Source organism: Metabacillus hrfriensis, assembly GCF_030127205.1.
Taxonomy (GTDB): domain Bacteria; phylum Bacillota; class Bacilli; order Bacillales; family Bacillaceae; genus Bacillus_P; species Bacillus_P dongyingensis.
Genome location: NZ_CP126116.1, coordinates 1376043 through 1402424 on the forward strand (window position 1 = coordinate 1376043; position 26382 = coordinate 1402424).

Sequence of the window (26382 nt, forward strand, 5' to 3'; positions counted from 1 at the left end):
GAACCCTAGATGAATCTCAGTCCGAAAGACCGATTAACCACTCCCCAAGCAGCTGTTGTCGTCATTAATTTTATCCTCGGATCAGGGATCCTCACTCTGCCCAGGACATCTGTAGAAAAGGTAAAAACACCAGATGTTTGGATTACCGTTATTCTAGGCGGACTAATCGCTATGATAGCAGGGGTGATCATTGTGAAATTAAGCCAACAGTTTCCCGAAAAAACCTTTTATCAATATAATCGAGAAATCATAGGAAAATGGGTAGGCGGGCTGGTCAGTCTCCTTATTGTATGTTATTTATTAATGACTTCCGGGTTTCAAATCCGTTCAATGGTTGAAGTAACAGGCTTTTATTTACTGGAAGGCACCCCTGCTTGGGCAATCACCATGTCATTTATTTGGGTAGGTCTCTATTTGATCATTGGAGGAATCAATCCGATCGCCCGTCTGTTTGAAATAATATTCCCTATTACGATCATCCTTTTCTTGCTGGTTGTCTTTATGAGTTTTGGAATATTTGAAATGGATAATCTCCGTCCGGTATTAGGATTGGGAGTCATACCAGTGCTAAAAGAGGTAAAGACTACGGCTCTCTCGTATACAGGAATTGAAATCATGTTGTTCCTTCCGGCATTTATGAAACATCCGCATAAAGCAGTAAAAGCTGTTGTAGTCGGAATAGCTATACCCTTGGTCTTTTATATAATAACCGTCATTATGGTAATTGGAGCGTTTTCCGTCGATGGAGTGGTCACAAGAACATGGCCGACCCTTGATCTCATGAGAAGTTTTGAAATCCGCGGCCTGATCTTTGAAAGATTTGAGTCTATGCTGCTCGTAATATGGATCATGCAATTATTTGCTACATTTACCATCTCCTACTATGCGGCTGCTTTGGGGCTGGCTCAACTCTTCAAAAAGAACATTCATCCATTTATGTATGGATTACTTCCTGTTATTTACATTATCTCTATGGTGCCGAAAAATATTAATGACCAATTTAAACTCGGTGATTTGATTGGCAATGCCGCGTTGTATTTATTTGGTTTACTGCCTTTGCTCCTTCTCATAATCTCGAGATGGAAGGTGGGAAAGCATGAAGCAAAACCGTAACAATAAACTACTCCTTTCAGTTTCGCTGTCGGTTCTTTTACTCCTTTCTCTTACAGGATGCTGGAGCAGTAATGAAATTGAAGAGATTGGATTAAGTGTAGGTTTAGCATTGGATGAAGGAAGAGAGTCAACAATTGAGAAAGAGCTAAAGAAACAGGGTGGGGGGTATACTAAAAGCGATATCATAACGATGACCCACCAATTTGTTAACGCACAAGGAAAAGGATCAGAGAGTAATGGGGGAGGAAAGCAAAAACCTTATATAAATATTTCTGAAACCGGTGATTCCATCCATCAAATAACTCGAGAATTTTCTTTGAGAAAGGATCGCCCTATGTTCAGCCCGCATCTAAAAGTTATTGTCATCAATTCGGATCTTGCACGCAGCTATAGTCTTGAACAATTACTTGATCAATTTCTCCGTGATAATGAGATTAGACCAAGCTGTCTTGTGTTCATTAGCAAGGGGCAAGCCAGAGAGACGATGGAATCAAAGGAAGCAGGAGAAATTCCAGCGTTTCGTTTGCTTGGAATAGCAGATAATGAATATCGAACAACAAGGATTTCGCCCTCTATATCGCTTGCTAAATTAGAGGGAAAGATGCAATCAAAATCTAGTTTTCTTTTACAAAATGTAATCTCGACGAATGGAGAAGTAAAATTTTCAGGAGCTGCCGTGATTGAAGGAAAGACCAAAAAGCTGCGTGGTTTTTTGAATGAAGAAGAATTGGAAGGCTTAACGTGGATAACCGGAAAGGGAAAAGGCGGTTTGGTGAAAAGCTTTGATAAAGAGACAAGTCAGCCAATCATATACGAGGTAACGTCAATGGAAAGCAAAATTATACCTCATGTTAATGGAAAAAATATCTCTTTTGATGTGAATATCGAATCAGAGGGACGCCTATCAGAAAATTGGGTGGTTTCGGAGAAAACATCTGAAAATAAATTTTTAAAGAACGCTGAAAAAGCCGCTGAAGAAGAAGTAAATCGATTAGTGAATAATGTTTTAGAAATCATGCAAGAGGATTACCAAGTCGATGTTGCCGGCTTTGGAAACCAACTGAGAATTAAACATCCTAAAGTATGGGAAAAGGTCAAAAAGGATTGGGATCAAACATTTAGTGAGATTCCTATCAAGTACAACCTGAAATTAACTATCACTGAATATGGGGCATCAGGCTCCAGCAAGTGAATCCTTGTGTACAGTTTTGATGATTATTTCTAAAATGAAAAGAAACTCCATCTTAAATATTGTTTAAGACTATTCATCTGTCCAAAATAGAGAGTATAAATCAAAAAAATCCATAAGTGTTATTCAACTATCTGGTGCTTTTCTGAAATAAGGAAAGCCTCTTTTTTTATGTAAAAGGCCATTTTGTTTTGTTGTCTAAGGGATTAAAAGCCAATAAACATCCGTTCATGGTACCACTTTTATTGAACTAAGCTGAGGATCGTGAAGCGAACTTTTTTGTTCCGCAATAGGCCATTTTGTGGAGTAAATACAATTAGCTTAAAGATTAAGGAAGGAGAACCGTATCATAAGCAAATGAGGTTTAATAGCACGTAAATATAAATAAGAACATTTTTGAGGTTGAAGTCTGGTAAAGAAATTGATAGAATAGAGGAAATGAAAAGACTATGTGTAACTGGCGAAACGCGGATAACCGCGGGGGAGCACATAGTGTCGTAGCCGTTCGCCTGGGCAGAGGTAAGGGATGTATCCCTTACCTCTTTTTGTTTATTAAAAAAATTATTATAAAAAAAGGAGAAAAATATGAGCCCAATAACATTAGACAAAGTGAAAAAAATTAAAACATTAAATAATATTGCAGAAGGAGGTTTAAATGTCTTTCATAAGGATACCTTTACGGTTGATAATGACTGTGAAAATCCTGATGCGATTCTTGTTCGCAGCTTTAATATGCATTCAATGGAATTCGGTAATAATTTAAAAGCAATCGCACGGGCCGGGGCAGGTGTCAATAATATTCCAGTAGACAAATGTACAGATCAAGGAATAGTGGTTTTTAATACCCCTGGTGCTAATGCTAATGCTGTAAAAGAGATTGTTTTAACCTCAGTAATGGCTTCATCACGAAATCTTTTTGCAGGTGTTGCATGGACAAAGACCTTAGAAGGTAAAGGGGAACAAGTTCCAAAGCTTGTGGAAGCAGGAAAAAAACAATTTGCAGGAACAGAAATTAAGGGGAAGACACTGGGTGTTATTGGATTAGGTGCAATTGGTGCGCTTGTAGCGAACGATGCGATTGCTTTAGACATGGATGTGATTGGATTTGACCCGTTTATCTCTGTTGATACGGCATGGAATTTATCGCGTAATGTTAAACGTGCTATTACCATTGAGGAGTTGTTTGCAAGCGCTGATTATATTACCGTACACACACCATTAACTGATGATACAAGGGGAATGTTTAATCAAGCAACATTTAGCATAATGAAACCAGGTGTTCATATTTTGAATTTCTCACGCGGGGAACTTGTGAATGAAACGGATATTGAAGCTGCACTTGAAAGCGGGATAGTGGGTAAATATATTACAGACTTTCCAAATGAAAATGTATTGAAAATGAAAAATACTGTGTCAATACCACATCTTGGTGCCTCCACAAAAGAATCTGAGGATAATTGTGCGATTATGGCGGGTCGCCAGATTAGGGATTTCCTGCAGACAGGAAACATTAAAAACTCAGTGAATTTTCCAAATGCTTGCCTTCCATATACAGGTAAGCAACGTGTAGCAGCTTTTCATCGAAACGTCCCTGGCATGGTTGGAAAGATTACCTCAGCCATCTCAAGCTATGATTTAAACATCGCAGATATGGTGAACAGAAGTCGTGGGGAATATGCCTATACAATGATTGATATTGATAATAATGTAACGAGTGATATCATTCCCCTTTTGGAGGAAAAAATCTACAAGATTGAAGGCATTGTCACAGCACGTATTATCTAATGGCTGTTTTAGGAAAGACAAGATAAATCTCTTATAACATAGGGGTTCGTACACTTTTTTAATGGTGATACAAGTTTCTGTATCACCTTTTTTGTTTTCTGCTTTTGCATGGCATAGAAACCCGCCGGTTAAACTGGTGCGGAGAACCGCATCATAAGAATCAGCCGCCCACTATGATTTCCAAAAAACTGAATAAGGCGTTTTATCCGTTAGATCAATCGGCCGGTTGCTTTTTTCTGCTGCTCAGGTTCTCAACTTCAAACTTATAGCCTACACTCCATACAGTCTGAATCAGCTTTGCCTCATCCTTTAATTTTAGCCGCAGGGTTTTAATATGAGTATCGACTGTCCTGCCGGTGCCTTTATAATCATCTCCCCAAACAGACTGCAGGAGCTGATCACGGGAAAAAACAGTCCCTTTATTTTTTGCGAGAAGTGACAGCATTTCAAATTCTTTCAGTGTTAAGGAAAGCGGCATACCATGTATGTAGGCACGGAACGCCATGAAATCCAGAACGAGCGGACCTGTTGATAATTCTGTGCTCTGCTTGGTTGAGTAATTGGCTCTTCTTAACACGGATTCAATTCGGGCAAGCAGCTCCCCGGGATGGAAAGGTTTAACAATATAATCATCCCCTCCAAGCTTAAGACCATGAATCTTATCCCATTCCTCTCCTTTGGCAGATAAAAAGATGAGCGGGATGTTATAAGATTTCTTCAATTCTTCTGCAAAAACAAATCCATCCATAAAAGGCATCATCACATCTACAAGGATAAGATCAGGTTCTTTCTTTGAAATCAATTCAAGGCCTTTCAGACCATTAGAAGCTTCCAATACAGCATATCCATCTTTGTATAAAAAGGTCTTAATCAATGATCTCATCGGTTCTTCATCATCTATTATCAAAATCTTCGGTTCATTCATACTGAGTCCCCCGCAGTTTTTAATCACAACTTCATAATCTCTCAAGTCATTTTATAGCAAAAAAAGAAAATAAACAAAAAAGTGATCCATATGAAAATAACGCTCGTTATTCTAAACAAGAAGTTCAAAAAGAACTTTCATCTACTACCATTCAAAGAAGAGTGTACTCATGAAAATCAAGAAGTTATTAGTACCTGCACTTAGCATATCATTACGAGACCTCTCTTCTTCTTCAATAAAAGAGGTGTACGGTCCTATGAAAAAAATCATCATTCTTTCAATACAATTATGGTATTTTTCCTAATCAGCAATCCTCACCAAAACAGTCCCGCTAACAGCAGAGCGAACTGAAGTTCAAGCGAAGAACGCAACAGCTGAATCAGAAAACGCAGAAAGCACATTAACCGATGAGTTTACTCTATTAAAATCCGAAGTTAAAAAGCTGACAGAAGCACAAGCTAGAGAATCGGCGCAAATGAAAGGCATCATACCAGTAAAAGTAGAAATACCTGCAATATATGTGGAAGCGAACATTGAGCAAATAGGCATCTTAGCTAATGGACAAATGGGAGTTCCCCGGGAAATCAATGATGTCGGCTGGTTTGAACCGGGGGTAAGCCGGTAAACAGAGGAAGCGCCGTTCTTGCTGGAAACGTGGACAGTAAAACAGGTCCCGCCATCTTTTATACCTTAATAGACTTAAAGCAGGATGATGAAATTACCGTAACGGATGAAAAAGGAACGGCCCTGACTTTTATTGTGAAAAAACAAGAGAGCTACATCGAGGATCAGCTCCTATTGATGAAATTTTCCAGACAAGAACAGGCCGGTATTTAAAGCTGATTACATGCTCGGGCACATTTAACCGTTCAGCAGGAACTCATGAAGAAAGACTCGTGGTATTTGCTGAGTTGAATAAAGAACAGGAGATCAAAAAGGAAGCACCTCCTGCTGCACCTGAAAATGTAGAGGTGACCGGGACATTTGTTACATGGCACGCTGTACGGAAGGGGAAATAGTGGGTTACAGAATTTACAGAGGAGACAAAGCGGGAAGTAAGTTTGAAAAAGCCGGAAGCATCTCATCGCATGAAAGAAAGAGCTTTACCGATGAAAATGCAGCAGATCACGTTTATTACGTAACCGCAATTGGTCAAGAATCAGAGCCTTTTTGACTCGCTGCAGTAAAATGATTTTTTTAGAACCAGTCTGACGGAACAGACCGCTTTTACTTTTTTTGAAGGGGAACTTCATTTTTTAGAGAATATACTTATTTAGCCATATATTCATAAAAAAGGGGTTACACCATGACAAAACCAAATGTTGCAGAACCAGTCATTATTAAAAAACGAAAGAGAAAGCTTTTTCTTGGAGCTGTTCTGTCCTTAATGCTGCTTTCTGTATGTATCGCTTTTTATCATTATTCAAAACCGCTTCCCCCTGGGATTTCGCATGAAGGGGACATTCATTCATCCGGTCAGGTTGAGTTTTTATATGATCTTACCTTTGAAAATGGAAAGAGCATCACACATGATCAGGTTATTTTTAATCAGATTGAGACCATGATTGACGAAGCCCGCGATTTTATCCTGATGGATATGTTCCTGTTTAACGATGAATACGACCGTTCCGCGAGCTATCCTGCTTTATCAAGAAGTTTAATGGAGGCTTTAATAGAAAAAAAACAAGAGGATAAAGAAGTTGAAATCACGGTTATTACGGACCGCATAAATACCTTTTACGGATCATATCCGTCTGATATTGCAGAAGAACTGAAAAAACATGGGATACAGGTTGTGTTTACGGATTTGAAGCCGCTGAGAGATTCCAATCCTTTTTATTCAGGCGGGCACCGGACATTTCTTCAATGGTTTGGAACGTCTGGCAGCGGCTGGATTCCAAATGCCTTCAGTCCGGATTCACCGGATGTCACGCTGAGATCATATCTGGATCTTCTGAACTTTAAAGCCAATCACCGAAAAGTAGTAGTGAACGAAAAAGAGGGCCTTGTAACTTCCGCCAATCCGCATGACGGCAGCTCGCTGCATTCCAACATTGCATTTCTCGTCAAAGGTGACATATTGAGGGAACTTGTTCAAACAGAAAAAGCTGTAGCGGACCTTTCAGGTGCAGAGATAGAGAGTGCCGAAAGCGCAGCTGTTTTCGAGCAGGCTGAATCCGGTGAGTATGATGTTCAGCTTTTGACAGAAGGTAAAATTAAAAAACATCTGCTTGATGAACTGAAAAAGACGCAGAAACAAGAGAAAATTACGGTTGGAGCGTTTTATTTATCAGACCGCGATATTGTAGAAGAACTGCTTGCAGCATCTAAAAGAGGGGCTGATGTTAAACTGATCCTGGATGCCAATAAAGATGCATTCGGACGCGAAAAGAATGGTGTCCCAAACAGGCCTGTTGCTCATGAACTGGTTACAGAATCTGATCAAAAGATTCAAGTGCGCTGGTACAAAACAAATGGGGAGCAGTATCATACAAAGCTGGTCTTTTTTGAGAGAGATCAAGAGGCAACAGTGATTGGAGGCTCCGCAAATTTTACAAAGCGGAATCTGGGTGATTTTAACCTTGAAACGGATTTAAAGATATCGGGTCCTGCTGACACTGGTATGATGGCAGATGTCGAAGAGTATTTCCATACGATCTGGACTAACGAGTCAGGTACTTATACAGAAAATTATGAGGTCTTTGCAGATGATTCGTTTGGACTCCGGTTCCTATATCGCTTTCAGGAGTGGAGCGGCATCTCAAGCTTTTAACAAAACGGCAGCGTGTGAGCTGCCGTTTTGCTTTTAATACACTTTATAGGTTTGACCAGTTTGTGCACCAAGGACACTCTTTTTATATGCAAGCGCAACATCCGCTGCCGGAACAGCTTTAAAGCCTTGAAAAAAATCAGCATACTTATCCATTGATTCAATGAGGACATTTGGACTTACATTGTTGATGCGGATCCCGCGCGGCATTTCGATGGCTGATGCTCTGACAAAAGCCTGAATTCCTCCGTTGGCCATGGCTGCAGAAGCTCCTTTAAGAATCGGATCATCCATCATGACTCCGCTGGTCAGGGTAAAACTGCCGCCGTCGTTTATAAAAGGAATGCCAAGTAAGACGAGGTTGATTTGACCTTTTAATTTGCTCATGATCCCTGTTTCATTTAATTCAGGCGTCAGTTCTTCAAGAGGTGCAAATTGTGCTCTTCCCGCTGCGCTGACAACTGCATCTACTTTACCTGCAGCTTCATACATCTTTTTTATACTTTCGGGAGATGTGAAGTCTACTTCCACGTCTGCGCCATTACGGCCTGCGCGAATGATTTCATGATCTTTACCAAACTCTTTTACAATCGCATTTCCGATTGTTCCGCTTGCACCTACTAATAATAGTCTCATTTAGCTGCCTCCCTATGTATATATCTGATATCTATTATATCCTCTCAAATATCTCAGCCGCCAATCATTTAAACTGAAAGTAATGGCTGCATTCAATTGGGAGTACCGGATTTAGCAAACATGAAAGACTGACGAAGTTCTGCAGCAATCAGGTTATAGTAAAGAACAAATTTTTGATTTTAAACAAAATAAGGTAATTTAATAGAATCAAAAAGAACATAGCGAAATGACATCAGCCAATTCTGCTATGTTTTTTTTGTTTTACAGTAAACGGTCAAATTGGATAAAAAATTCTGGTGCTTCCCTAGTGCTGTTCAGCGGGAAGTTAAATAAATAAGAAGCACCTGCACCATCCCTGCCAGTCTATTAATCCATCGATTTTCCGAGATTCTGCTTGCGTTCCTGCTCGGCGATCATTTCGTTATCTTCGGCGTTATCTCTTGTTACTTTCTGAGTAAGAATGGCTCCGACTGCAACCAGCATCATAACCGCAATGTAGTACCCTTTTTCATTCAGCTGAAGATTGTCAGCATTGTAAAGACCGATACAAAATAATGCAACACCTGCAAAAAAAGTGAAATAGGCTAAAAAGGTGAATGCTGGAGTATTTCTTCTTCTGTACTTTTGCATATTTATGACCTCCCTGATAGTAAATTTATGTAAGTAATGACTTAGATATAATACCATAATTTCCCTAAATTGAAACCTTTGTATTTAATTTTTTTTTGATTGTTATTGGATTTAGCTGGGAAAAAGATAATATTTTTGATAAAGAAGAAAGTATTTTATGCATATTGGCAAGTATTGGCCGCAAACTGGAAAGTAAAATCTTTATTATGGAAAGTAATGAAAAAAAGAACGATCTGCCGTCAGCAAATCGCTCTTTTTTTCACTTTACATTAATGTGAACAGGCCCCTTAATTCGGACTGGAGGTTCATTTACTGAAATTTCGGTGCGCTGTGCCCGTTTTCCGCCAAAGACTGCACCAACCTGTTTGATTGAGCTTGTTACATTATGAATCATTTCTCCCACATCCTGTGCGGACTCAAGCAGCGGATCAACCGTTTTAATTTTCCCTTTCACATCAGCGGTAATCTGATTAGCTGTATGTATCAGCTGCTCTGCTTCTTCGGTCAGGCCATTCACCGCATTTCTGACCTCAGCAAGCGTCTTGTTTGTTTCATCAAGTGTGACCATCCCTTTTTTTAATGTCCCGACCAGATTGACTGCAAGAAAAATAAATGCGCCTGATGCTCCTGCTACACTCAATTTTATAAGCATTTTTTCACTCCTTTTTACTTTCACTTTATGTTTTTCCAAGAGCGTACATTCCTATATTTAAGAGATAGAAATTTAATGGGCAAATACGGTAAACTATTGGTGGTAAAGACAAAGAGTATGAGTGACAGAAAGGGATGAACAGATGTTCACGATCAGAGAAGAAACAGCTGCAGACATTGCTGCAATAAAGGAAGTAAACGATGCAGCATTCGGTCAGGAAAATGAAGCAAATTTCATTCATGAAATCAGACAATCTGAGTCCTTTGTGAAAGGTCTGTCATTGGTTGCCGAAAACGAAGAAGGTGAAGTGATTGGACATATTTTGTTCAGTAAAATAATCATCGAAACGGAAAACGGGGAAGTGCCTTCACTAGCCCTTGCTCCTATGGCGGTTAAACCGGGGTTTCAGAAAGAGGGCGTTGGTTCTCTGCTCGTACGTGCAGGACTGAAGCACTGCAGATAACGGGGTTATGATTCAGTCATCGTTCTTGGACATCCGGAGTTTTATCCTAAGTTTGGTTTTGTTCCTGCAAGCAGTAAAGGAATTAAGCCGCCGTTTGAGGTTCCGGATGAGGTTTTTATGCTGACTGAGTTAAAGCCGGGTGCGCTTGATGAAGCATCAGGTACTGTCAAGTATCCGCCTGCTTTTATGAATGTGTGATCTTGACCTGATTATCAAAATTCTCATCATTTAGTGTTGACACAAATTCAGATTGCCTTTAAGATAAGAGTATACAAATCGAATAGTTCTCCTAAAGGGGAGTAGCTTTTACAATAGAGTCGTCATTTCGAAGCTTATGCTTCCGGCCCTATTGGCAACCATTACGTTGTTAGCAAGACCTTTACCTATAACGGTAAAGGTCTTTTATTATTTTCCAGATAAAACCTTTGCCGGATTACAGGCAAAGGTTTTTTTTATTCGAAAAATGTCATGGAAGGTGAGATGAAAAAATGAAAAAAGTCAGAGGTTCAATTGAAAAGCTTATTAGAGAAAACAAAGAGGAGCTGCTTAAAGATAAACGCCAGCTCGAAAAAATTGAAAAACGCATTGATGATAAATATTCAAAAGTAAAATCATAAAGGGAGGATTGTCCAATGATACTCAGAAAATATATGTCGATTTTAGGAATAGGCTCAGCGCAGATTGATCTTATTCTGCCAAAGGAAGAGTTTCAGCCGGGAGAATGCATAAATGGATATTTTTTAATTAAAGGCGGTGTCATTGAGCAGCAGCTGAAACGGATTGATTGTGATTTAGTTATGGCAGATTTGTCATCACGAACTGAAAAGGTTATAGAAACAGCCAATATCTTAACGTCTAAACAAATTGAGTCAGATGAACAGAACCGAATTGATTTTATTTTCCGATTGCCTAAGGTTTTAGCGGCTTCCGCTGAAGAGAGGTCGTATTACTTTAATACAAGACTTGTTTTTGATGAAGGTGTAATCAGCAAGGATCAGGATTTTATTACGGTAAAGGAGGACTGACTAGATGGAAATGACAATGTTAATGGAATATGGCTGGGTGCTGCTCCTGTTGATTGCGATTGAAGGGCTGCTCGCGGCAGATAATGCCCTTGTGTTAGCCATCATGGTGAAGCATCTTCCTGAAGAGCAGAGAAAGAAAGCCCTATTTTACGGTCTTGCAGGGGCATTTGTTTTCCGCTTTGGATCCCTGTTCGCCATTTCTTATCTCGTTGATGTATGGCAGGTTCAGGCAATTGGTGCTCTATACTTGCTGTTCATCGCAGCAAATCATATATTGAGAAAACTTGTTTTTAAGAAAAAAGAAGATGAAGCCAAACCTGACGGCAAGAAAAAGTCTGGATTCTGGGCAACAGTGCTTAAAATTGAGCTTGCGGATATTGCCTTTGCGGTTGATTCAATTCTTGCAGCCGTAGCTCTTGCCGTTACCCTTCCAAATACGAGTCTGCCTCAGATTGGCGGCTTGGACGGCGGCAAGTTTCTCGTCATTTTTGCTGGAGGAATCATCGGACTTGTGATCATGCGATTTGCGGCAAACTTCTTTGTGGAGCTGCTTCATAAGAAGCCTGGCCTGGAAATCGCAGCCTTTGGAATCGTGGGATGGGTCGGTGTGAAGCTCTCGGTTTACACGTTGTCTCACCCGGAGCTCGCTGTATTGCCTGAAGGATTCGCTAAATCTCCTCTTTGGAAAATCACATTCTACGTAGTTCTTGTTGGAATTGCATTAGCGGGATGGTTTTTATCAAAAGAGAAAAAGGCAGTAACACCTGTAGATCAAGTGAAAAATGCTTAAATTAGAATCGGTATCTTCTTTGCCATAGCTGGCAAGGAGGATGCCGATTTTTCTTTGCCGGAGAGTTGGAACGGGATTCCGGCGAGTTGGAACATGATTTCCGCGAGTTGGAGTCCTGAACTGCGGGCAGGAAAAGGGTACTGCGGAGAAGAAATTTCAGTGTTTGGAGTGAGTGAAATTACTGACCATGTTTATATTACAAGGAGCGCCTCCATTAATATTAGCTGTGTTATTTGCTTTTCTTGGTGCAGATTCTCCTGAAAAAGACAAGCTTCTTTCGAAAGAAGAGCGGGATTATATTGTTCAAAATCGAAGTAAAAGAACATGGCTCTTTCTTAGATGTGGTGAAAAATTACCGAGTATGGGTCTTCTCATTTATATATTTCTTGTGGATTACCGGTGTGTATAGCTTTGGGTTATGGATGCCAAGCTTGATGAAACAATTGAGCAATAGTGGCATCGGTATAGTAGGCTGGCTGTCAGCTGTTCCATTTATTTTAGCTGCAATTTGCATGTACTACAATTCAGTCTGGTCGGATTCTGTAGGGGAAAATCGGGTTTTATTCGTATCGGTTCCTTTAATGATTGGCGGCTTGGCCCTGGCTATTCAACATTTTGTTGAAGGCGGGATGGTCTTTAATATGATTTTGTTAATAATAGCGGGAATAGGAATTTATTCAGCTTTTGGCCCTTGGTGGGCATGGGCAATGTCCTTCTTCCCGAGCAATCAAGCAGGTACAGCAAATGGATTAATTAATACGTGCGGAAATATTGGAGGTATTGTAGGGCCAATCATTGTTGGAGCAGTAGCGCAAAACAGTGATTTAACGGACGGATTTTATGTGTTAGGCTTTTTCTTAATGGCCGCTTCTATACTGGCTGTCCTTTTTGGAGCAGTGCTTAAATCAAAAAGCGGAATTATAGGTGTTAGTGAAGGAAGTGAAGCAAAAGGGTAAGGGTGATTTGAGGAATTCCCTTTGCTGAGTGCATGAGAAAGAGTTTTCGTTTCTGCGAAAGCTCTTTTTCTTTTTTTAGTACCCTAATTCCTGACTAGTAATAAAAAGCTGCATTTCAAAAAATGATGATTGAAAATAAGAACAAACATTCGTATACTATAAATCTATTATAAAGAAGGTATTCCCATGCTTATGATCCCTAAAGAGAAACGCAACAGCATTCAATTATTAATCAGCGGATCTTTGGAGTTTCATTTTGAGCTATCATTTATTTATCTGCATGGTGATCAGATTGTGCATTTTATCGGCACCGTTCATTACTTGAATGAAGGAACGGACGAGATAAGAGCTGTAAACAGATTTAATGACATCGTCCTGATGCAGCTTACAGACCTTATTGCCATATACAGAGTTACATAATACTTACATTAAGATCTTAGCCCAGCCAATTGTTCACATATGCAGCTATTCCCAAAACAGCTCCAATAGCAGCACCAAAAAATACTAAGGATACGGACTTCACTTCTATGGATTTGCTCTTTTTAACGGTCATAAACGATTCTCCTTAAAATGTAATCTCCTATTATAACTCACAACTTACAAAAAATTTAAGCTCTTCGTTCAATCTGTTAATTTACGATATATATAAATTATTTTTAATAGGCATATCTACAAAGACATTGGTAATCATGTATGGTTACTTACCTTCTACTTACTTCCATTCTTCTATGTCACAAATTTGTTATCTTCAGTCAAGTAATACGATTTCAGCCAGTAAGCATTATTTTCAGCAAACTTCTCTGCAACTTTCCATATATTCTTTTCAGTTAGACTGCTGACGACGAGCATAAGCGGTTCAGGCAATAAATAAGAAAGTTTCTCTCTCTTCATCAAGGAAGAAAAATTTTCAGGTGTAGTGACGACCATGGTATAAGTGCAGCCATCTTCAAGCTCCACCAAGATATCAATGATGTCATCTGATGCATTCTTGATTTTACTGAGTGATGTCGGATATGAAATCTCTTTTATTTTCACTATGTCCTCCTGGAAAAAATACAATTATGCTTGTCTGTAAACGACTAATATGTAAGAAAAAACAGGTTTGTCTAATCTATATACGATTATCCGTGCAAAAAGTTTCGTTAAAAAATCGGCCTTTTTAATTTATATATATGTCATTCTCTGGAACTTTTTATCGCCAACAATCGTAATTATTATGAATCCATTTTTAGGGAGGACTATTCAAAGCAAGGCCATTTTAGAATTTACCTGGAGCTTAGATGATGATTTTAGGGTGAAATTACTCTTCCATAAGGTCTGTACATAAGTTCATATTCGGGTGTCCGTTAGAATCTCATAATATTTGAAGAGAGGGAGTGAAAGATTAATGTCCTGGAAATTATTTGGAAAAATAATGATACTAGTCGGAGCAATTGCAATGGGATTAAATGTATTGTTTTTTAAATCGAACGAATATTTTAATCTGGTACGCGGAGTATCATTTGGACTATTTATATTGGGAATTATCCTAGTCCCGGTATACTCAAAATCTAAAAGAGACTAATACGGCAGAATTAAAAAAGGTATGAATCAAGATCAGCTTTCAAACGCCATTTGCTCCATTTCTTCATTAAAAAGCATGATTATCTCCTTTGATCAATATTGGAAAGTACTGTTTTGTAATAGGAGAGCATATAATTAATATTCTTGGATTTAATTACCCGACTGATATTCGTCTTATTACTCAAGGTATAAAAAATGACAATTCATATGAGTTCAAAAAAAGAAAATTGCATTCTTGAAAAAAAAGCAAAAATATTAGTTTTTTTTATAACTTTTTAACCAAGAAATGGGCGAACATGAATGAAAATAAAGATGCCATTTAGAAAGATTCTTTTCACACTGCTGGCAATTGGCCTTATTTATACTGTCTTTTTACATTACAACATCCACAGATACAGTTCAGAAAAGCCGATTGAAGACGCTGATTATTTAATCGTGCTAGGTGCAAAGGTAAATGGCACGGTTCCGTCGCTTGCCCTGCAATACCGGGCGGATGCAGCAGCAGAGTATTTAATAGAAAATCCAAATACGATTGTGGTTGCTTCAGGGGGACAGGGGCCAGGCGAAGAAATAACGGAAGCAGAGGCCATCAGCAGAATCCTGCAAGATCATGGAATAGAGAAATCCCGTATAATATTAGAATCAAAGTCTACAAGTACGATAGAAAATTTGACCTTCTCGAAAGCAATGCTCCCGCCAAGTGCGAAAAAAGGTCTCATTGTTACAAATGATTTCCACATCTACCGTTCATGCATGGCTGCAAAAGATCTTGGTCTTGATGCCAAAGGGCTCGCAGCTAAAACGCCGAAAGCGGCTGTCTTAAAATCTTATACAAGAGAATATTTAGCCATCACAAATTACTATGTAAAGAGCCGTTAAGAGGCAAAATAAAAAGAACCATCTTTTCCGTCTCCCTGGAAATGGTTCTTGTATTTTTGCTTATATAGCTGCTCTTTTTTTGTTTTTGTTTGTCTAGTGCGCAAATCCTGAAAAATAAATGGGCTTCTTCCAGCCTCCGGATTTCTTTCTCCTTCACGCATTTTCTTCAATCGCTGTTTCTTTGCCTTAGATTGACTCATACTTAAACACTCCTTGTCATGTATTTCTATTAGTATACGAGGAAGTGAGCCTTTTTGTACAGTAAATGGAAAAAAGAAGCAGACTGTGTCTGCTTTTTTAAGGAAAAATCAATTAAATGAGAGACGGAATAAAAATCACTGCTTGCAAATAAAGCAGTGATTTTTATATTTTTATTAATGTTCAGTATTTATAAATAACTCAAAATTGTTTGACTATTATATTCTAAAAAATGTATAATTCTAGAGATGAAAATTATATTTATAAAGTTCTAGACAGCTGGAATGAATGCCTGCAATCAGAGATAAGGGGGAGCAGCATGATTGTTTTTGACAATGTAAACAAATATTTTGGTGATTTCCAAGTTTTAAAAAACATTAATTTAACGATAAAAAAGGGAGAAGTGGTCGTGATTATTGGTCCGTCCGGATCCGGTAAGAGCACGATGCTCCGCTGCATCAACCGGCTTGAAACAGTGTCAGAAGGTACATTAACAGTTAACGGCATTGCGGTTAATGACAAGAAAACAGATATTAATAAAGTAAGACGGGAGATCGGCATGGTCTTTCAGCATTTTCACCTGTATCCTCATAAAACCGTTCTTCAAAACATTACGCTTGCTCAAGTCAAAGTTCTTGGGAAATCAGAGGAAGAAGCGAAGAAAACAGCGCTTTATTACTTGGACAAGGTTGGAATTCCCGATAAAGCCGGTTCTTTTCCTTCCCAGCTTTCAGGCGGACAGCAGCAGCGTGTTGCGATTGCCAGAGGCCTCGCGATGAATCCTGAGATTATGCTATTTGATGAACCGACCTCAGCCCTTGATCCTGAGATGATTGGCGAGGTATTAGATGTCATGAAGAATCTGGCGAAAGAAGGCATGACAATGGTAGTTGTTACACACGAAATGGGATTTGCCAGAGAAGTTGCAGACCGCATCGTGTTTATAGATCAAGGTCAAATTTTAGAAGAGGCTGTACCGGAGGAGTTTTATGCGAATCCCAAAGAAGAAAGGGCACGCTTATTTCTCAGCCGTATTTTAAATCATTAATATAAAAATAGGGGGACATTTTATGTTGAAATCAAAGAGTTTGCTGAAGCTGCTTTTCGTATCTATGCTTGCTGTACTCGTTCTTGCAGCGTGTGGAAAATCGGAGGAAAAAGAAACTGCAAATGCACTTGAAGCCATTAAGAAGGATGAGAAAATTGTTTTTGGCGTTAAAAACGATACAAGACTATTTGGACTTAAAAACCCAAGCAGCGGAGAGATTGAAGGCTTTGACATTGATATAGCGAAAGAAATTGCAAAGAAAATCGTTGGTGATGAAAAGAACATCGAATTTAAAGAAGTTACCTCTAAAACACGTGTGCCAATGCTTCAAAACGGTCAAATCGATGCGATTATCGCAACGATGACCATTACGGAAGAGCGTAAAAAGGAAGTTGATTTCTCAGACGTTTATTTTGAAGCAGGACAATCACTTTTAGTTAAAAAAGGCAGCGATATTAAGAGTATAGATGATATTAAAAAAGGTACAAAAGTTCTCGCAGTTAAGGGATCAACATCCACAAAAAATATCCGTGAGAAATCACCTGATGCAGAGGTGCTTGAATACGAAAATTACACGGAAGCATTTACAGCTTTGAAATCAGGTCAAGGGGACGCTTTAACAACAGACAATGCAATTCTCTACGGAATGGCTGCTGAAGACAGCAGCTATGAGGTAGTCGGCGAGCCGTTCACAGATGAGCCATATGGAATTGCCGTTAAAAAAGGAAATGAAGATTTGGTGAAAGAGATCAACGCTGTCCTTGAAGAATTAAAATCAAGCGGCAAATATGATGAAATATATAAAAAATGGATTAAAGAAGATTTATCCAACTAAACAGATCCTCAATCAGGATGAGCAAGTGATGCTCATCCTGATTAGTTAAAGGAGTGAAAGATGTGCTTGATTTCTCTATACTTGTCGACAATATGGACATGTATCTAGAAGGGTTTAAGAACACTGTAATGGCAAGCTTAATTGCTTTGATTGGAAGCTTTTTGCTTGGAACCCTTATTGCTGTTCTTAGGATAGCTCCGCTAAAACCTTTGAATTGGCTGGGAACTGTATACGTAGAATTCGTCAGAAATATTCCGCTGCTGATTATCGCGTTCTTTTTTTATATTGGATTGCCGGCACTCGGTTTAAGGCTTGATGGGTTTACAGCCGGGACCATTGCACTTGTGATTTATACGGCCTCTTTTATCGCAGAAGCCATTAGAGCTGGAATATTATCCGTTCCTAAAGGACAAATGGAAGCAGCCAGATCATCAGGGCTCACTTATAACCAGACGATGAGATTAATCATTTTGCCTCAGGCTATTAAAATTGTTATTCCGCCTCTTGGAAACCAATTCATTAATCTAGTGAAGAACTCCTCAATTCTTAGTGTCGTAGCTGGACTTGATCTTATGTATCACGGAGATTTGATTTCATCTGATACGTTTGTCGTTTTTGATGTATATATATTTGTAGCTGTATTTTATTTGATTTTAACTATTCCTTTAAGTATTGGCGTTGGTTATTTAGAGAAACGCCTTGCAAAGAGTAACTAAAGGAGGGTGAAAAATGGATTTTGCTGGTGCATATACCCCAGATCATTTCATGTTTTTGCTTGACGGGTTCTATATCACATTAAAAGTAGCATTTATTTCAATTATCCTAAGCTTTATCATCGGCGGAATTGTCGGTACATTAAGATATGCAGAAATTCCAGTGCTATCAAAGGCACTTGCTGTAGTTGTCGAAACGATCAGGAATTTACCGCTATTATTAATTATCTTTTTTACATATTTCGCCTTGCCTGAGATAGGAATTGATTTGGGGATTACTTTATCTGCCATTGCTGCATTAACCGTGTTTGAATCAGCCATGTTGTCAGAGGTCATTCGAAGCGGACTGAAGTCAATTGAAAAAGGGCAAATTGAGGCAGGACGTTCTTCAGGACTCACATATGTACAAACCCTAAGATACATTGTGATGCCGCAGGCTCTTCGCAGAATGGTACCTCCCATTGTAAGTCAATTCATTTCATTGTTAAAAGATACATCGCTTGCTGTGGTCATTGCGCTTCCAGAACTGACTCACCATGCACAAATAATAAATGGGCAAAAATCGACTTATATCATCCCTATTTTTATCATGATTGCATTCATGTATTTTGCAGTGAACTACTCACTTTCGCTGCTGGCCCGCCGACTGGAACTGAAAAGTGCATAAGTTTTATGAATTTCACCTCAAAGCAGAGGCAGCTCTGCTTTGAGGTTTTTTTGTATTCTTTTCTTATGAAGGTAATATCCAATATTTTGTAAATGTGCAATCCAGGTTTCTTTTTCTCCTTCGATGGGAATTTAACACTCAGCAGGCATTATATATAAGGGAGAGATAAACATGGAGTATTCTGCAAAAGCAGATGCCAAGCAAAAAGCAAATCAGGCAAAACAAGAAACGAAGCCTTGGATCAGGCGTTTGGGAAGATACGGATATATGGCACAAGGCACCGTTTATTTTTTAATCGGGATTCTTGCTCTTTTGGCAGCGCTTGGTCTTGGAGGCAAAATGACAGGAACAAGCGGAATGCTTGAGACGGTTGCAGGCAAGCCCTTTGGAGAGGTTCTTCTTTGGCTTATCGGCATTGGCTTAATTGGTTATGTGATTTGGGAAATTATAAAGGTGATAAAAGATCCGGAGAACAAAGGAACAGATGCAAAAGGTTTGTTGACTAGAGCTGGCTACGCAGTGAGTGCAATTATATATGGAGCAATTGCGTTTAAAGCCATCTCCATCGCTATGCATGCAAGTTCGGGAGGCGGATCTGAGAAAACAATCTCTGCTAAATTACTGGCTCAGCCTTTTGGACAGTGGATAATCGGACTTGTGGGCATTATCATTATTGGATACGGACTATATGAACTGTACAATGGTTATTCAGAGAGATTTATGAATAAGTTCAGAGTAAGCGAAATGAATCAGCATGAGAGAAAAATTGCAAGAAATTCAGGGAAAATGGGCTTGATCGCCCGCGGTGCTGTTCTTGCTATGATCGGTTATCTCTTTATTCAAACAGCAATTACGGCAAACCCTGACCAATCAAAAGGAATTGACGGGGCACTTGCAGAACTTGCTTCAAAGCCTTACGGTCAGTGGCTGCTTGGAATTGCTGCAGCAGGGCTGATGCTTTATGGTATTTACGGAGTGATTCGCGGACGTTATGAACATATGAGCTTTGGCGGAAAATAATAAATGGAGCAAGAAATCCTGAATGGATTACTTGCTCTTTTTTACTCGCAGTGAATTTGCTGTGCAAGTCCAGTGAAAAATATAGATGAATACACAAGCAACCCTCCTAAAGAAGAATAGACTAATATAAGGGAGTGATGAATGTGTCAAAAATATACAAACATGCGTCAGATGATCTTATGTATAAAGTCGTTTTTTTGGATGAAGAAGAGACAGAGCATACTGAAGCTTTCGGTGATGTTGCGGATCAGTCAGAAGATGCATTAGAGCAGACAGAAGAAAAGATTGAAGCGGATTTTGAACAAAAATTCAGCAGAAAACATAGAGAGAAAAAAAGCGATAAAAAATATAAAGAAAAAAAATACAAAAATAAAATCAAAAAAAAATTCAAGGGAAAAGAAGATCAAAAGGCCTTTGGATCTTTGTATAACTTTGATATAGGCGGATTTGCAATGGACGCTGCTCCGATTAATTTTACAGTGGAAGGGCCGGAATTCAATACTGATGCAAATCCAGAAGAAGATACGATTCATATTTTTAAAGACGGGAATTATGAAATCACCTTCTTTATGGATATATTGGCAAATTCCGCTTTAGCCAACTTTGCTATTTTTAGAAATAATACTCAAATTAATGAGTCGAAGTTTTCATTTGTTTCAGAAGATACGATACAAACAACGTTAGGAAAAACAATTCATACAGAGCTTGAAGAAAATGATGTAATCTCGGTACGAACGATTAATACTAGTTCACCGAATGTAGGCTATGAACCTCCGACGATCAGATATTTGAATGCTGCGCTTACAGTGAAATTATTAAATGGTAAGGACTTATAGGAGACATCTTTAGATGTCTCCTTTTCTATTTGCCCCGAATTCATAAAACTAATTGTTTAAACAAATAATAGAAGAAATTTATCTTGGAGGAATATTTCATGCAAGAAGGAAATCGCCCGAATCTTACATCAGCCGAAATTGCATGTCTTTGGACAAGCTTTATGAACGACAGTATGTCAAACTGCATCCTTGCATTCTTTTTAGAACATGCAGATGATAAGGAAATCCTTCCTGTTATTCAAAGTGCCTATGATCTTACTGTCGCTCATTTGGAAAAGATGACTGTTATTTTTAAAGAAGAGGATATTCCAGTTCCCACAGGCTTTACAAATGAGGACGTAAACCTGAATGCACCTCGGTTATATACGGATCTTTTCATGCTTACCTATATAAATCATATGACAAAAGTTGGCTTGCTTGCTTACGGCGGTTTTATTTCAATGAGTGCCAGAAAAGATATCCGCACCTATTATATCGAGGGTCTGGAGGAGACAGCAAGACTATTCGATATAAGTTCTGATATAGCCATTTCAAAAGGAATATTTGTAAGAGCTCCTTATATTGCCTATCCCAAATCCAAGGATTATATTGACAGCAAAAAGTATCTAAGCGGTTTTTCGCTGTTCAGTAAAAAGAGGCCATTAAATACGATTGAAATTTCTCATCTTTATATGAATATCCAAACAAATCTTATGGGAAGCAAACTGGCACTTAGTTTTGCACAAATTTCACCCCGGGAAAACATTCAAAAGTGGATGTTAAGAGGAAGTGAGATCTCTCAGAAGCATATTCAAATTTTCAGCAAAACGCTCTTAGATAATCACATCCAGCCCCCGATTTCATCTGATGCGTGTATTACAGATTCAACGACATCGCCATTTTCTGATAAGCTGACATTATTTCATATGTCACTGTTAAGTGCAGCTGGTTCAGGGAATTATGCAACTGCAGCGGCAGCAAGCCAAAGAAGTGATCTCATTTTGAATTATGAGCGCCTGTCACTTGAAATTGCACAATATGCAAAGGATGGAGCTGATATTGTAATCAGCAATGGATGGCTTGAACAGCCTCCCGGGACACTTGATAAAGAACAGCTGATAAGAAAAAAGGACTGCTGACGTTCTATTTATTAAATCTTTCATATTTTGCAGCAAACAAGGCATGTTAAGAACGTCTTGTTTTTTTGTACGAAATATCCTCAACAAGAGGTGGGGGAGATTATGTTTTCTTTTTTTAAGAAAAATCCATCCTTTAAACAACAAAAAAAAGCGGATGTGAAAAACGATGATCCTAAGCTTGAGGTTCTGCTGAAGCAATGCAAGCTGTCAGCTGACTTTACATCTTATCGTTATTCACAAAGCAGTCCCTATTATATTCATTACTATAAAACTTTAGTAGATATTAATGTTTTACAAAAGCATGTTCTTCCTTTTTTAACCGAAGGACAGAATAATACAAGTTTATTTGAACTGCAGGAAGTTCTGCCGATTGATAATACAGAAATCATCAGCAATGTAGACAAAATCCAGGATAGATTAATGTCCGGTTTTATTGCTGTTCAATCCGAATCAAATATTAATGAAGTGCTCTTGATTTCGGCAATTTCCCTTGAGAAAAGAGCGGTGAGCCTTCCTGAGGTTGAATACAGTGTTGTTGGACCAAAAGAAGCCTTTGTTGAATCCCTGGATGCCAATCTGAACTTAATTCGAAAAAGATTGCCGATCCCCGAACTCATTGCAGTAGAGATTAGGGTAGGCAGGCTTTCTAAAACAAGAATTGCTGTTTTATATATTAAAGATATTGCGAACGACGAGAACGTAAATACCATTGTACAAAGAATAAAAGATATCGATTATGACTCGATCCTGGACAGTTCAATGATCGCACAGATTATATCAGATAATAACAATTCGCCATTTCCCCAAATGATTGATACAGAACGGCCTGACAGGGTAGCCGGTGTTCTGTCGGAAGGGAAAATTACGGTCTTAGTTGACGGTTCCCCTCATGCACTGACTGGTCCTACGACGCTGGTAGAATTTTTTTCTGCTTTTGAGGATTATTTTTTATCCTGGCCGATTGCCTCCATTTTCAGGCTTATCCGGCTTTTTGCGGTTTTCTTTTCTGTTATTTCTACTGCCATGTATGTTGGGGTTCTTACCTATCATTACGAAATGATTCCGCAAAACCTGCTTAATCCGCTTGTAGCTTCGAGAAGCGGTGTGCCGTTTCCGCCAATATTAGAGGCAATTATTCTTGAGCTGACAATCGAGCTGCTGAGGGAAGCGGGAGCCAGATTGCCGACTAAGATTGGCCAGACAATCGGTATCGTAGGAGGGATTGTAATAGGAACAGCAGCTGTTCAAGCAGGGCTTACAAGCAACGTACTGCTGATCATCGTGGCACTTGCAGCACTTGCATCCTTTACTACTCCCGTTTATCAAATGGGCAACGTCATCCGCTTAATCCGTTTTCCTTTTCTTTTTGCCGCTCAGCTTTTTGGTCTCATAGGGATTGCCTTTTGTTTTGCTTTTTTTCTGGGGCATTTGCTTAAGCTATCATCCCTTGGAAGGCCATATCTTGCACCAGTCTATCCTCTGAGGCTTAAAGATTTAAAAGATTCGCTGTTTAGAGTGCCGATGTATATGCAAAATAAACGGCCTCTGCAAATGAGAACAGCCACACCTGATCGTTTTCAGCCGAAGCCTCATAAAGAAAAGAAACGGGATATTGAGGATTAAAGGAGGTAATTCCATGTTCCCATTGCCTAAAGAAGATAAAAAGGTATCCAATTACTTTGTATTTTATTTGATTCATAAAATGCAAATAGGTGTAGGCATCTTAGGATTCGAGAGGTATATCGCAAAGTCTGCCGGCCATAGCTCCTGGATAGCCATCATTACATCCGGCATCACAATTCTTGGTTTGATCTGGTTATCTTACTTAATCCTGAACCGGGGAAAGAATGATATCGTAGCCATCCATCACCAGATTTTCGGAAAATGGATTGGCGGATTTTTCAGTTTTTATTTCATTATTTATTACGCTATGTTTGTCGTTGTGCTGATACGGACGTATGTTGAAGTTATCCAAGTGTGGGTTTTTCCGGATGTCTATCATTGGGTATTCATCGCCATTATTATTCTGATTTGTTATTCATATGTTACAGGGGGATTCAGAATAGTGACCGGGATTGCTTTTCTTGGAGTCATTTATGGATTGCCGTTATTATTAGTTAAATATTTCCCCATAAAAGAAGCTTATTTTGGCAGCCTTCTTCCTGTTTTTGATCTATCGTTCAAGGAGCTCCTGTCAGCTACAAAAGGAATGACTCTTAATTATCTGGGGTTTGAAGTTCTTTTTATGTTTTATCCGTTTATAAAAGATCCCCCTAAGTCCCAAAAATGGGCTCATTATGCTGTTTTATTCAGCATGTTTATTTATCTGATAACTGCTCTGGTTTCCTTTGCATACTATGATCAGAATCAGCTGAAATCTACCATTTGGGCGACGCTTACTCTATGGAAAATTGTAGACTTGACCATTATTGAGCGGTTTGAATATCTTGGAATTTCGATTTGGTTCTTTGTGGTTTTGCCCAATATGTGTATTGGACTATGGAGTGCAAGCAGGGGAATGCACCGGCTTTTTGCGATGACACAAAGAAATGCATTGCGGATTATCTGCTTTTTCATTTTTATCTTTGCCGTTTTTTTAAAAGACAGAGAACAGATTGATCTGCTCAATACCAATATGTCAGAGATAGGTTTTTATACGATTTACGGCTATATCCCATTGCTGTTTGTTCTGCAGGTCATCATCATGAAGGTGAGGAATAAAAAATGAATGGGTACAAAGCTTGCGCACTCCTGCTCTGCATGTGTCTTTTAAGCAGCTGTATTCCTGATTCAAAAGTCCTTGAAGATGTTCAGCTGATTCAGTCAATAGGCTATGACTATATTAGTGATAGAGAATTCCAATTGACTGCCGGTGCGACTTATACTCCGCCAGGAATTCAATCGAAACCGCAAAATATAGCATTAACAGCTATCGGCCGGACAAGTAAGCATATAAGACAGGAAATTCAGGCACAGTCACCAAGACCCATTGAAATAGGCAGGGTAGGGGTGATTCTATTTGACGAGGAACTGGCGAGAAGAGGAATTGGTGATCACGTTGATAATCTGCAAAGAGACCCAAATATAGGCAGAGACATCAGTTTAGTTATATCAAAAGGAAAATCAAATGAAATTCTTTCAGCACAGGTCGATCAGCATGAATCTGTTTCACAATTTGTTATTGACCTCGTCAGACAAAATATGGAGAGGACGATTCCAAGAATCAATCTGCATCATTTTCTTTTTCAGTACCGGGGCCTTGGGTTTGACCCTTTTTTGCCTCTTATTGAAAAAAAGGGTGATAACATTCAAGTTTCTGGGGTCGCTCTTTTTAACGGAGATCGATTAATCGATACCATTGATTTGAAAGAAGGATATACTTTGAAAGTTCTATATGAAAAAATCCGCAAAGGCATCATTGAAATCGATTTAAAAGAAGAAAAGGAGGTAAGCATTCAAAATCTTTCCTCCAATACGAAGTTCAAACCTGAAAAAACAATAAACGGGTATAAGTTCAATGTCAGCATAAAAATGGATGGAAGAGTCATGGAAGGCGGAGGATTAGATCTTACACAAAAAAAGAATATCGAAAAAATTGAAAAGAAAACTGAAATCATGCTGGAAAAAGAAGCTCTAGCTTTGCTTGAAAAGCTGCAGAAATTAAATGTCGATCCGCTCGGCATTAAGGAAGAGCTAAGACAAGCTGGCTACAAAGATTGGAAGAAGCAATATGGCTCTGTTCAATTTGAGGTAGACGCAAAGGTTCATCTCATACAGGCTGGGATTATGGAATGAAGAAAATACGAATAGATTTCTCTCTCTGATACAGAATAGATATGTATATCTTAAAAAGATGAGAGAGGAATGATTAATGTGGATCAATCAATGAACATTGCAGGATCTGAAAACATGCAGGCTGGAGCTGTGCCGCCCCAATTAAGCCATGGCGGACATGAGATGTTTGATGTATCTGAAATTTTATCTGGTGCCATCAATACATTAAACTTATATACCATTTTAAAACCGCATGTCAAAGATCCGGAACTTCTGGATATGATGAACCGTCAAGAGCAATTTATGATGACGGAATACAACACGATTGTTGAGTGTTTCCAGACAGGGATGAAGCCTTCAGTTTCGACAGAAGTCTATAATATGAAGCAGGGAAATGACTTTGTTTATGGCCTAAAACCTTCACCGCCGATGAAGCCGATGAATATGCCTGCGGAAATAAATGAACAGGTTATTTCAGACCTCATGCTCGGATCTGTAAAATCGAATGCGTCATTAAAAGGTATGGCTACGACAGAGGTAGCTAATCCGGTTGTCAGACGAGTTTTGGCTGATACCATTCCAAATTGCATTGAAATGGCTTATGAGATTTCAATCTACCAAAATAAGCATCACTATTATCAGGTTCCACAGCTTACAGAAGGTGATATGCAGCAGATGGTGAATTCATATGCTCCTGCACAATCGAAAAATCTTCCGAATTGAATGATCTCTCAAAATAGACCTCTCAATCTTGAGAGGTCTTTATACTTGATCCATTTATTAATAGACTTTATTTG

At 38.9% G+C, this 26382-nt stretch carries 32 protein-coding genes and 1 riboswitch; of the genes, 25 read left to right on the top strand and 7 right to left on the bottom strand.

The genetic code is table 11. The features are described from left to right. Window positions 1-9: 9 nt before the first annotated feature. The 3 genes from QLQ22_RS06760 (at window position 10) to QLQ22_RS06770 (ending at window position 4087) form a co-directional block, all read left to right on the top strand. The gene (locus QLQ22_RS06760; protein ID WP_223440594.1) at window positions 10-1113 is read left to right on the top strand and encodes a spore germination protein; all 1104 of its coding nucleotides are present in this window, start codon (window positions 10-12) and stop codon (window positions 1111-1113) included. After that, complete coding sequence (locus tag QLQ22_RS06765) at window positions 1097-2305, top strand: Ger(x)C family spore germination protein (RefSeq protein ID WP_284016279.1); 1209 nt, start codon at window positions 1097-1099, stop codon at window positions 2303-2305. The genes QLQ22_RS06760 and QLQ22_RS06765 overlap by 17 nt, the downstream gene beginning before the upstream one ends. A gap of 440 nt (window positions 2306-2745) precedes the next feature. Next, window positions 2746-2824, top strand: a riboswitch (ZMP/ZTP riboswitch). A gap of 63 nt (window positions 2825-2887) precedes the next feature. Beyond that, a complete protein-coding gene (locus QLQ22_RS06770; protein WP_252208272.1) occupies window positions 2888-4087 on the top strand; it encodes a phosphoglycerate dehydrogenase in 1200 nt (399 codons plus the stop codon). A gap of 214 nt (window positions 4088-4301) precedes the next feature. On the opposite strand, the gene QLQ22_RS06775 is transcribed toward QLQ22_RS06770, so the two are convergent. Further along, window positions 4302-5012 carry a response regulator transcription factor gene (locus tag QLQ22_RS06775; RefSeq protein ID WP_223440611.1) on the bottom strand — a complete coding sequence of 237 codons (711 nt, stop codon included), beginning with the start codon at window positions 5010-5012 and terminating at the stop codon, window positions 4302-4304. A 475-nt stretch (window positions 5013-5487) separates the two neighbouring features. On the opposite strand from QLQ22_RS06775, the gene QLQ22_RS06780 reads away from it, so the two are divergent. From QLQ22_RS06780 to QLQ22_RS06795, 4 genes are all read left to right on the top strand, one after another. Continuing rightward, complete coding sequence (locus QLQ22_RS06780) at window positions 5488-5637, top strand: sortase family protein (protein WP_284016280.1); 150 nt, start codon at window positions 5488-5490, stop codon at window positions 5635-5637. 29 nt (window positions 5638-5666) lie between these two features. Further along, a complete protein-coding gene (locus tag QLQ22_RS06785) occupies window positions 5667-5849 on the top strand; it encodes a class F sortase (RefSeq protein ID WP_284016281.1) in 183 nt (60 codons plus the stop codon). A 181-nt stretch (window positions 5850-6030) separates the two neighbouring features. After that, on the top strand, window positions 6031-6186 hold the full coding sequence (locus tag QLQ22_RS06790) for a hypothetical protein (RefSeq protein WP_284016282.1): 156 nt from the start codon (window positions 6031-6033) through the stop codon (window positions 6184-6186). Window positions 6187-6318: 132 nt separating this feature from the next. Further along, window positions 6319-7785, top strand: a complete 1467-nt coding sequence (locus QLQ22_RS06795; RefSeq protein WP_284016283.1) for a phospholipase D family protein — start codon at window positions 6319-6321, stop codon at window positions 7783-7785. Window positions 7786-7818: 33 nt separating this feature from the next. Here QLQ22_RS06795 and QLQ22_RS06800 read toward each other — a convergent pair whose 3' ends face one another. From QLQ22_RS06800 to QLQ22_RS06810, 3 genes are all read right to left on the bottom strand, one after another. Beyond that, window positions 7819-8418, bottom strand: a complete 600-nt coding sequence (locus tag QLQ22_RS06800) for a short chain dehydrogenase (RefSeq protein WP_223440613.1) — start codon at window positions 8416-8418, stop codon at window positions 7819-7821. A 366-nt stretch (window positions 8419-8784) separates the two neighbouring features. Beyond that, window positions 8785-9048, bottom strand: coding sequence for a YiaA/YiaB family inner membrane protein (locus tag QLQ22_RS06805; RefSeq protein ID WP_223440614.1), 264 nt, complete (start codon window positions 9046-9048; stop codon window positions 8785-8787). A gap of 259 nt (window positions 9049-9307) precedes the next feature. Beyond that, on the bottom strand, window positions 9308-9700 hold the full coding sequence (locus QLQ22_RS06810; protein WP_223440615.1) for a DUF948 domain-containing protein: 393 nt from the start codon (window positions 9698-9700) through the stop codon (window positions 9308-9310). Window positions 9701-9842: 142 nt separating this feature from the next. On the opposite strand from QLQ22_RS06810, the gene QLQ22_RS06815 reads away from it, so the two are divergent. Next, a complete protein-coding gene (locus tag QLQ22_RS06815; protein ID WP_284016284.1) occupies window positions 9843-10163 on the top strand; it encodes a GNAT family N-acetyltransferase in 321 nt (106 codons plus the stop codon). A 41-nt stretch (window positions 10164-10204) separates the two neighbouring features. Here QLQ22_RS06815 and QLQ22_RS06820 read toward each other — a convergent pair whose 3' ends face one another. Next, the gene (locus QLQ22_RS06820; protein WP_284016285.1) at window positions 10205-10333 is read right to left on the bottom strand and encodes a hypothetical protein; all 129 of its coding nucleotides are present in this window, start codon (window positions 10331-10333) and stop codon (window positions 10205-10207) included. 318 nt (window positions 10334-10651) lie between these two features. On the opposite strand from QLQ22_RS06820, the gene QLQ22_RS06825 reads away from it, so the two are divergent. The 5 genes from QLQ22_RS06825 to QLQ22_RS06845 all read left to right on the top strand — a co-directional run bounded on the left by QLQ22_RS06825 (window position 10652) and on the right by QLQ22_RS06845 (window position 13354). Continuing rightward, window positions 10652-10780, top strand: a complete 129-nt coding sequence (locus QLQ22_RS06825) for an FbpB family small basic protein (protein WP_223440618.1) — start codon at window positions 10652-10654, stop codon at window positions 10778-10780. Window positions 10781-10795: 15 nt separating this feature from the next. Beyond that, entirely contained in the window at window positions 10796-11188 is a 393-nt protein-coding gene (locus QLQ22_RS06830; protein ID WP_223440619.1) for a sporulation protein, read from the top strand. 4 nt (window positions 11189-11192) lie between these two features. Beyond that, complete coding sequence (locus QLQ22_RS06835) at window positions 11193-11978, top strand: TerC family protein (protein WP_252208279.1); 786 nt, start codon at window positions 11193-11195, stop codon at window positions 11976-11978. 299 nt (window positions 11979-12277) lie between these two features. Next, on the top strand, window positions 12278-12934 hold the full coding sequence (locus QLQ22_RS06840) for an MFS transporter (RefSeq protein ID WP_284016286.1): 657 nt from the start codon (window positions 12278-12280) through the stop codon (window positions 12932-12934). A 186-nt stretch (window positions 12935-13120) separates the two neighbouring features. Continuing rightward, window positions 13121-13354: a YolD-like family protein gene (locus tag QLQ22_RS06845; protein WP_223440622.1), complete on the top strand. Its 234-nt coding sequence runs from the start codon at window positions 13121-13123 to the stop codon at window positions 13352-13354. A 306-nt stretch (window positions 13355-13660) separates the two neighbouring features. On the opposite strand, the gene QLQ22_RS06850 is transcribed toward QLQ22_RS06845, so the two are convergent. After that, window positions 13661-13969: a hypothetical protein gene (locus QLQ22_RS06850; RefSeq protein WP_284016287.1), complete on the bottom strand. Its 309-nt coding sequence runs from the start codon at window positions 13967-13969 to the stop codon at window positions 13661-13663. A gap of 828 nt (window positions 13970-14797) precedes the next feature. Here QLQ22_RS06850 and QLQ22_RS06855 point away from each other — a divergent pair. Then, the gene (locus tag QLQ22_RS06855; RefSeq protein ID WP_423246236.1) at window positions 14798-15376 is read left to right on the top strand and encodes a YdcF family protein; all 579 of its coding nucleotides are present in this window, start codon (window positions 14798-14800) and stop codon (window positions 15374-15376) included. Here the strand turns inward: QLQ22_RS06855 and QLQ22_RS06860 are convergent. Next, window positions 15373-15576, bottom strand: a complete 204-nt coding sequence (locus tag QLQ22_RS06860; protein ID WP_223440625.1) for a hypothetical protein — start codon at window positions 15574-15576, stop codon at window positions 15373-15375. The genes QLQ22_RS06855 and QLQ22_RS06860 overlap by 4 nt on opposite strands. A gap of 317 nt (window positions 15577-15893) precedes the next feature. Between QLQ22_RS06860 and QLQ22_RS06865 the strand changes: the two genes are divergently transcribed. From QLQ22_RS06865 to QLQ22_RS06915, 11 genes are all read left to right on the top strand, one after another. After that, a complete protein-coding gene (locus QLQ22_RS06865; protein WP_223440626.1) occupies window positions 15894-16622 on the top strand; it encodes an amino acid ABC transporter ATP-binding protein in 729 nt (242 codons plus the stop codon). Window positions 16623-16644: 22 nt separating this feature from the next. Next, entirely contained in the window at window positions 16645-17457 is an 813-nt protein-coding gene (locus QLQ22_RS06870) for a transporter substrate-binding domain-containing protein (RefSeq protein ID WP_223440628.1), read from the top strand. Between the two features lie 62 nt (window positions 17458-17519). After that, complete coding sequence (locus QLQ22_RS06875) at window positions 17520-18173, top strand: amino acid ABC transporter permease (RefSeq protein WP_223440629.1); 654 nt, start codon at window positions 17520-17522, stop codon at window positions 18171-18173. 13 nt (window positions 18174-18186) lie between these two features. Next, entirely contained in the window at window positions 18187-18837 is a 651-nt protein-coding gene (locus QLQ22_RS06880) for an amino acid ABC transporter permease (RefSeq protein WP_223440630.1), read from the top strand. Between the two features lie 171 nt (window positions 18838-19008). After that, complete coding sequence (locus tag QLQ22_RS06885; RefSeq protein ID WP_284016288.1) at window positions 19009-19857, top strand: DUF1206 domain-containing protein; 849 nt, start codon at window positions 19009-19011, stop codon at window positions 19855-19857. Between the two features lie 197 nt (window positions 19858-20054). Next, the gene (locus QLQ22_RS06890) at window positions 20055-20693 is read left to right on the top strand and encodes a hypothetical protein (RefSeq protein ID WP_284016289.1); all 639 of its coding nucleotides are present in this window, start codon (window positions 20055-20057) and stop codon (window positions 20691-20693) included. Window positions 20694-20791: 98 nt separating this feature from the next. Continuing rightward, window positions 20792-21811, top strand: coding sequence for a DUF3231 family protein (locus QLQ22_RS06895; RefSeq protein ID WP_284016290.1), 1020 nt, complete (start codon window positions 20792-20794; stop codon window positions 21809-21811). A gap of 102 nt (window positions 21812-21913) precedes the next feature. After that, window positions 21914-23434, top strand: a complete 1521-nt coding sequence (locus QLQ22_RS06900; RefSeq protein ID WP_252208289.1) for a spore germination protein — start codon at window positions 21914-21916, stop codon at window positions 23432-23434. Between the two features lie 13 nt (window positions 23435-23447). Continuing rightward, window positions 23448-24539 carry a GerAB/ArcD/ProY family transporter gene (locus QLQ22_RS06905; RefSeq protein ID WP_223440636.1) on the top strand — a complete coding sequence of 364 codons (1092 nt, stop codon included), beginning with the start codon at window positions 23448-23450 and terminating at the stop codon, window positions 24537-24539. After that, window positions 24536-25606 carry a Ger(x)C family spore germination protein gene (locus tag QLQ22_RS06910; RefSeq protein WP_284016291.1) on the top strand — a complete coding sequence of 357 codons (1071 nt, stop codon included), beginning with the start codon at window positions 24536-24538 and terminating at the stop codon, window positions 25604-25606. Before QLQ22_RS06905 ends, QLQ22_RS06910 begins: the two co-directional genes overlap by 4 nt. Window positions 25607-25675: 69 nt before the next feature. Beyond that, window positions 25676-26308, top strand: a complete 633-nt coding sequence (locus QLQ22_RS06915) for a spore coat protein (RefSeq protein ID WP_223440639.1) — start codon at window positions 25676-25678, stop codon at window positions 26306-26308. Window positions 26309-26382 lie beyond the last annotated feature (74 nt).

What these genes read in the sequence shown, in the direction of transcription:
- QLQ22_RS06760 (WP_223440594.1), top strand. Translation starts at nt 10, where the DNA reads ATGAATCTCAGTCCGAAAGACCGATTAACCACTCCCCAAGCAGCTGTT.
- QLQ22_RS06900 (WP_252208289.1), top strand. Translation starts at nt 21,914, where the DNA reads ATGTTTTCTTTTTTTAAGAAAAATCCATCCTTTAAACAACAAAAAAAA.
- QLQ22_RS06795 (WP_284016283.1), top strand. Translation starts at nt 6,319, where the DNA reads ATGACAAAACCAAATGTTGCAGAACCAGTCATTATTAAAAAACGAAAG.
- QLQ22_RS06800 (WP_223440613.1), bottom strand. Translation starts at nt 8,418, where the DNA reads ATGAGACTATTATTAGTAGGTGCAAGCGGAACAATCGGAAATGCGATT.
- QLQ22_RS06910 (WP_284016291.1), top strand. Translation starts at nt 24,536, where the DNA reads ATGAATGGGTACAAAGCTTGCGCACTCCTGCTCTGCATGTGTCTTTTA.
- QLQ22_RS06830 (WP_223440619.1), top strand. Translation starts at nt 10,796, where the DNA reads ATGATACTCAGAAAATATATGTCGATTTTAGGAATAGGCTCAGCGCAG.
- QLQ22_RS06765 (WP_284016279.1), top strand. Translation starts at nt 1,097, where the DNA reads ATGAAGCAAAACCGTAACAATAAACTACTCCTTTCAGTTTCGCTGTCG.
- QLQ22_RS06905 (WP_223440636.1), top strand. Translation starts at nt 23,448, where the DNA reads ATGTTCCCATTGCCTAAAGAAGATAAAAAGGTATCCAATTACTTTGTA.
- QLQ22_RS06915 (WP_223440639.1), top strand. Translation starts at nt 25,676, where the DNA reads ATGATTAATGTGGATCAATCAATGAACATTGCAGGATCTGAAAACATG.
- QLQ22_RS06810 (WP_223440615.1), bottom strand. Translation starts at nt 9,700, where the DNA reads ATGCTTATAAAATTGAGTGTAGCAGGAGCATCAGGCGCATTTATTTTT.
- QLQ22_RS06775 (WP_223440611.1), bottom strand. Translation starts at nt 5,012, where the DNA reads ATGAATGAACCGAAGATTTTGATAATAGATGATGAAGAACCGATGAGA.
- QLQ22_RS06825 (WP_223440618.1), top strand. Translation starts at nt 10,652, where the DNA reads ATGAAAAAAGTCAGAGGTTCAATTGAAAAGCTTATTAGAGAAAACAAA.
- QLQ22_RS06780 (WP_284016280.1), top strand. Translation starts at nt 5,488, where the DNA reads ATGAAAGGCATCATACCAGTAAAAGTAGAAATACCTGCAATATATGTG.
- QLQ22_RS06770 (WP_252208272.1), top strand. Translation starts at nt 2,888, where the DNA reads ATGAGCCCAATAACATTAGACAAAGTGAAAAAAATTAAAACATTAAAT.
- QLQ22_RS06895 (WP_284016290.1), top strand. Translation starts at nt 20,792, where the DNA reads ATGCAAGAAGGAAATCGCCCGAATCTTACATCAGCCGAAATTGCATGT.
- QLQ22_RS06845 (WP_223440622.1), top strand. Translation starts at nt 13,121, where the DNA reads ATGCTTATGATCCCTAAAGAGAAACGCAACAGCATTCAATTATTAATC.
- QLQ22_RS06870 (WP_223440628.1), top strand. Translation starts at nt 16,645, where the DNA reads ATGTTGAAATCAAAGAGTTTGCTGAAGCTGCTTTTCGTATCTATGCTT.
- QLQ22_RS06815 (WP_284016284.1), top strand. Translation starts at nt 9,843, where the DNA reads ATGTTCACGATCAGAGAAGAAACAGCTGCAGACATTGCTGCAATAAAG.
- QLQ22_RS06835 (WP_252208279.1), top strand. Translation starts at nt 11,193, where the DNA reads ATGGAAATGACAATGTTAATGGAATATGGCTGGGTGCTGCTCCTGTTG.
- QLQ22_RS06865 (WP_223440626.1), top strand. Translation starts at nt 15,894, where the DNA reads ATGATTGTTTTTGACAATGTAAACAAATATTTTGGTGATTTCCAAGTT.
- QLQ22_RS06855 (WP_423246236.1), top strand. Translation starts at nt 14,798, where the DNA reads ATGAAAATAAAGATGCCATTTAGAAAGATTCTTTTCACACTGCTGGCA.
- QLQ22_RS06885 (WP_284016288.1), top strand. Translation starts at nt 19,009, where the DNA reads ATGGAGTATTCTGCAAAAGCAGATGCCAAGCAAAAAGCAAATCAGGCA.
- QLQ22_RS06805 (WP_223440614.1), bottom strand. Translation starts at nt 9,048, where the DNA reads ATGCAAAAGTACAGAAGAAGAAATACTCCAGCATTCACCTTTTTAGCC.
- QLQ22_RS06860 (WP_223440625.1), bottom strand. Translation starts at nt 15,576, where the DNA reads ATGAGTCAATCTAAGGCAAAGAAACAGCGATTGAAGAAAATGCGTGAA.
- QLQ22_RS06880 (WP_223440630.1), top strand. Translation starts at nt 18,187, where the DNA reads ATGGATTTTGCTGGTGCATATACCCCAGATCATTTCATGTTTTTGCTT.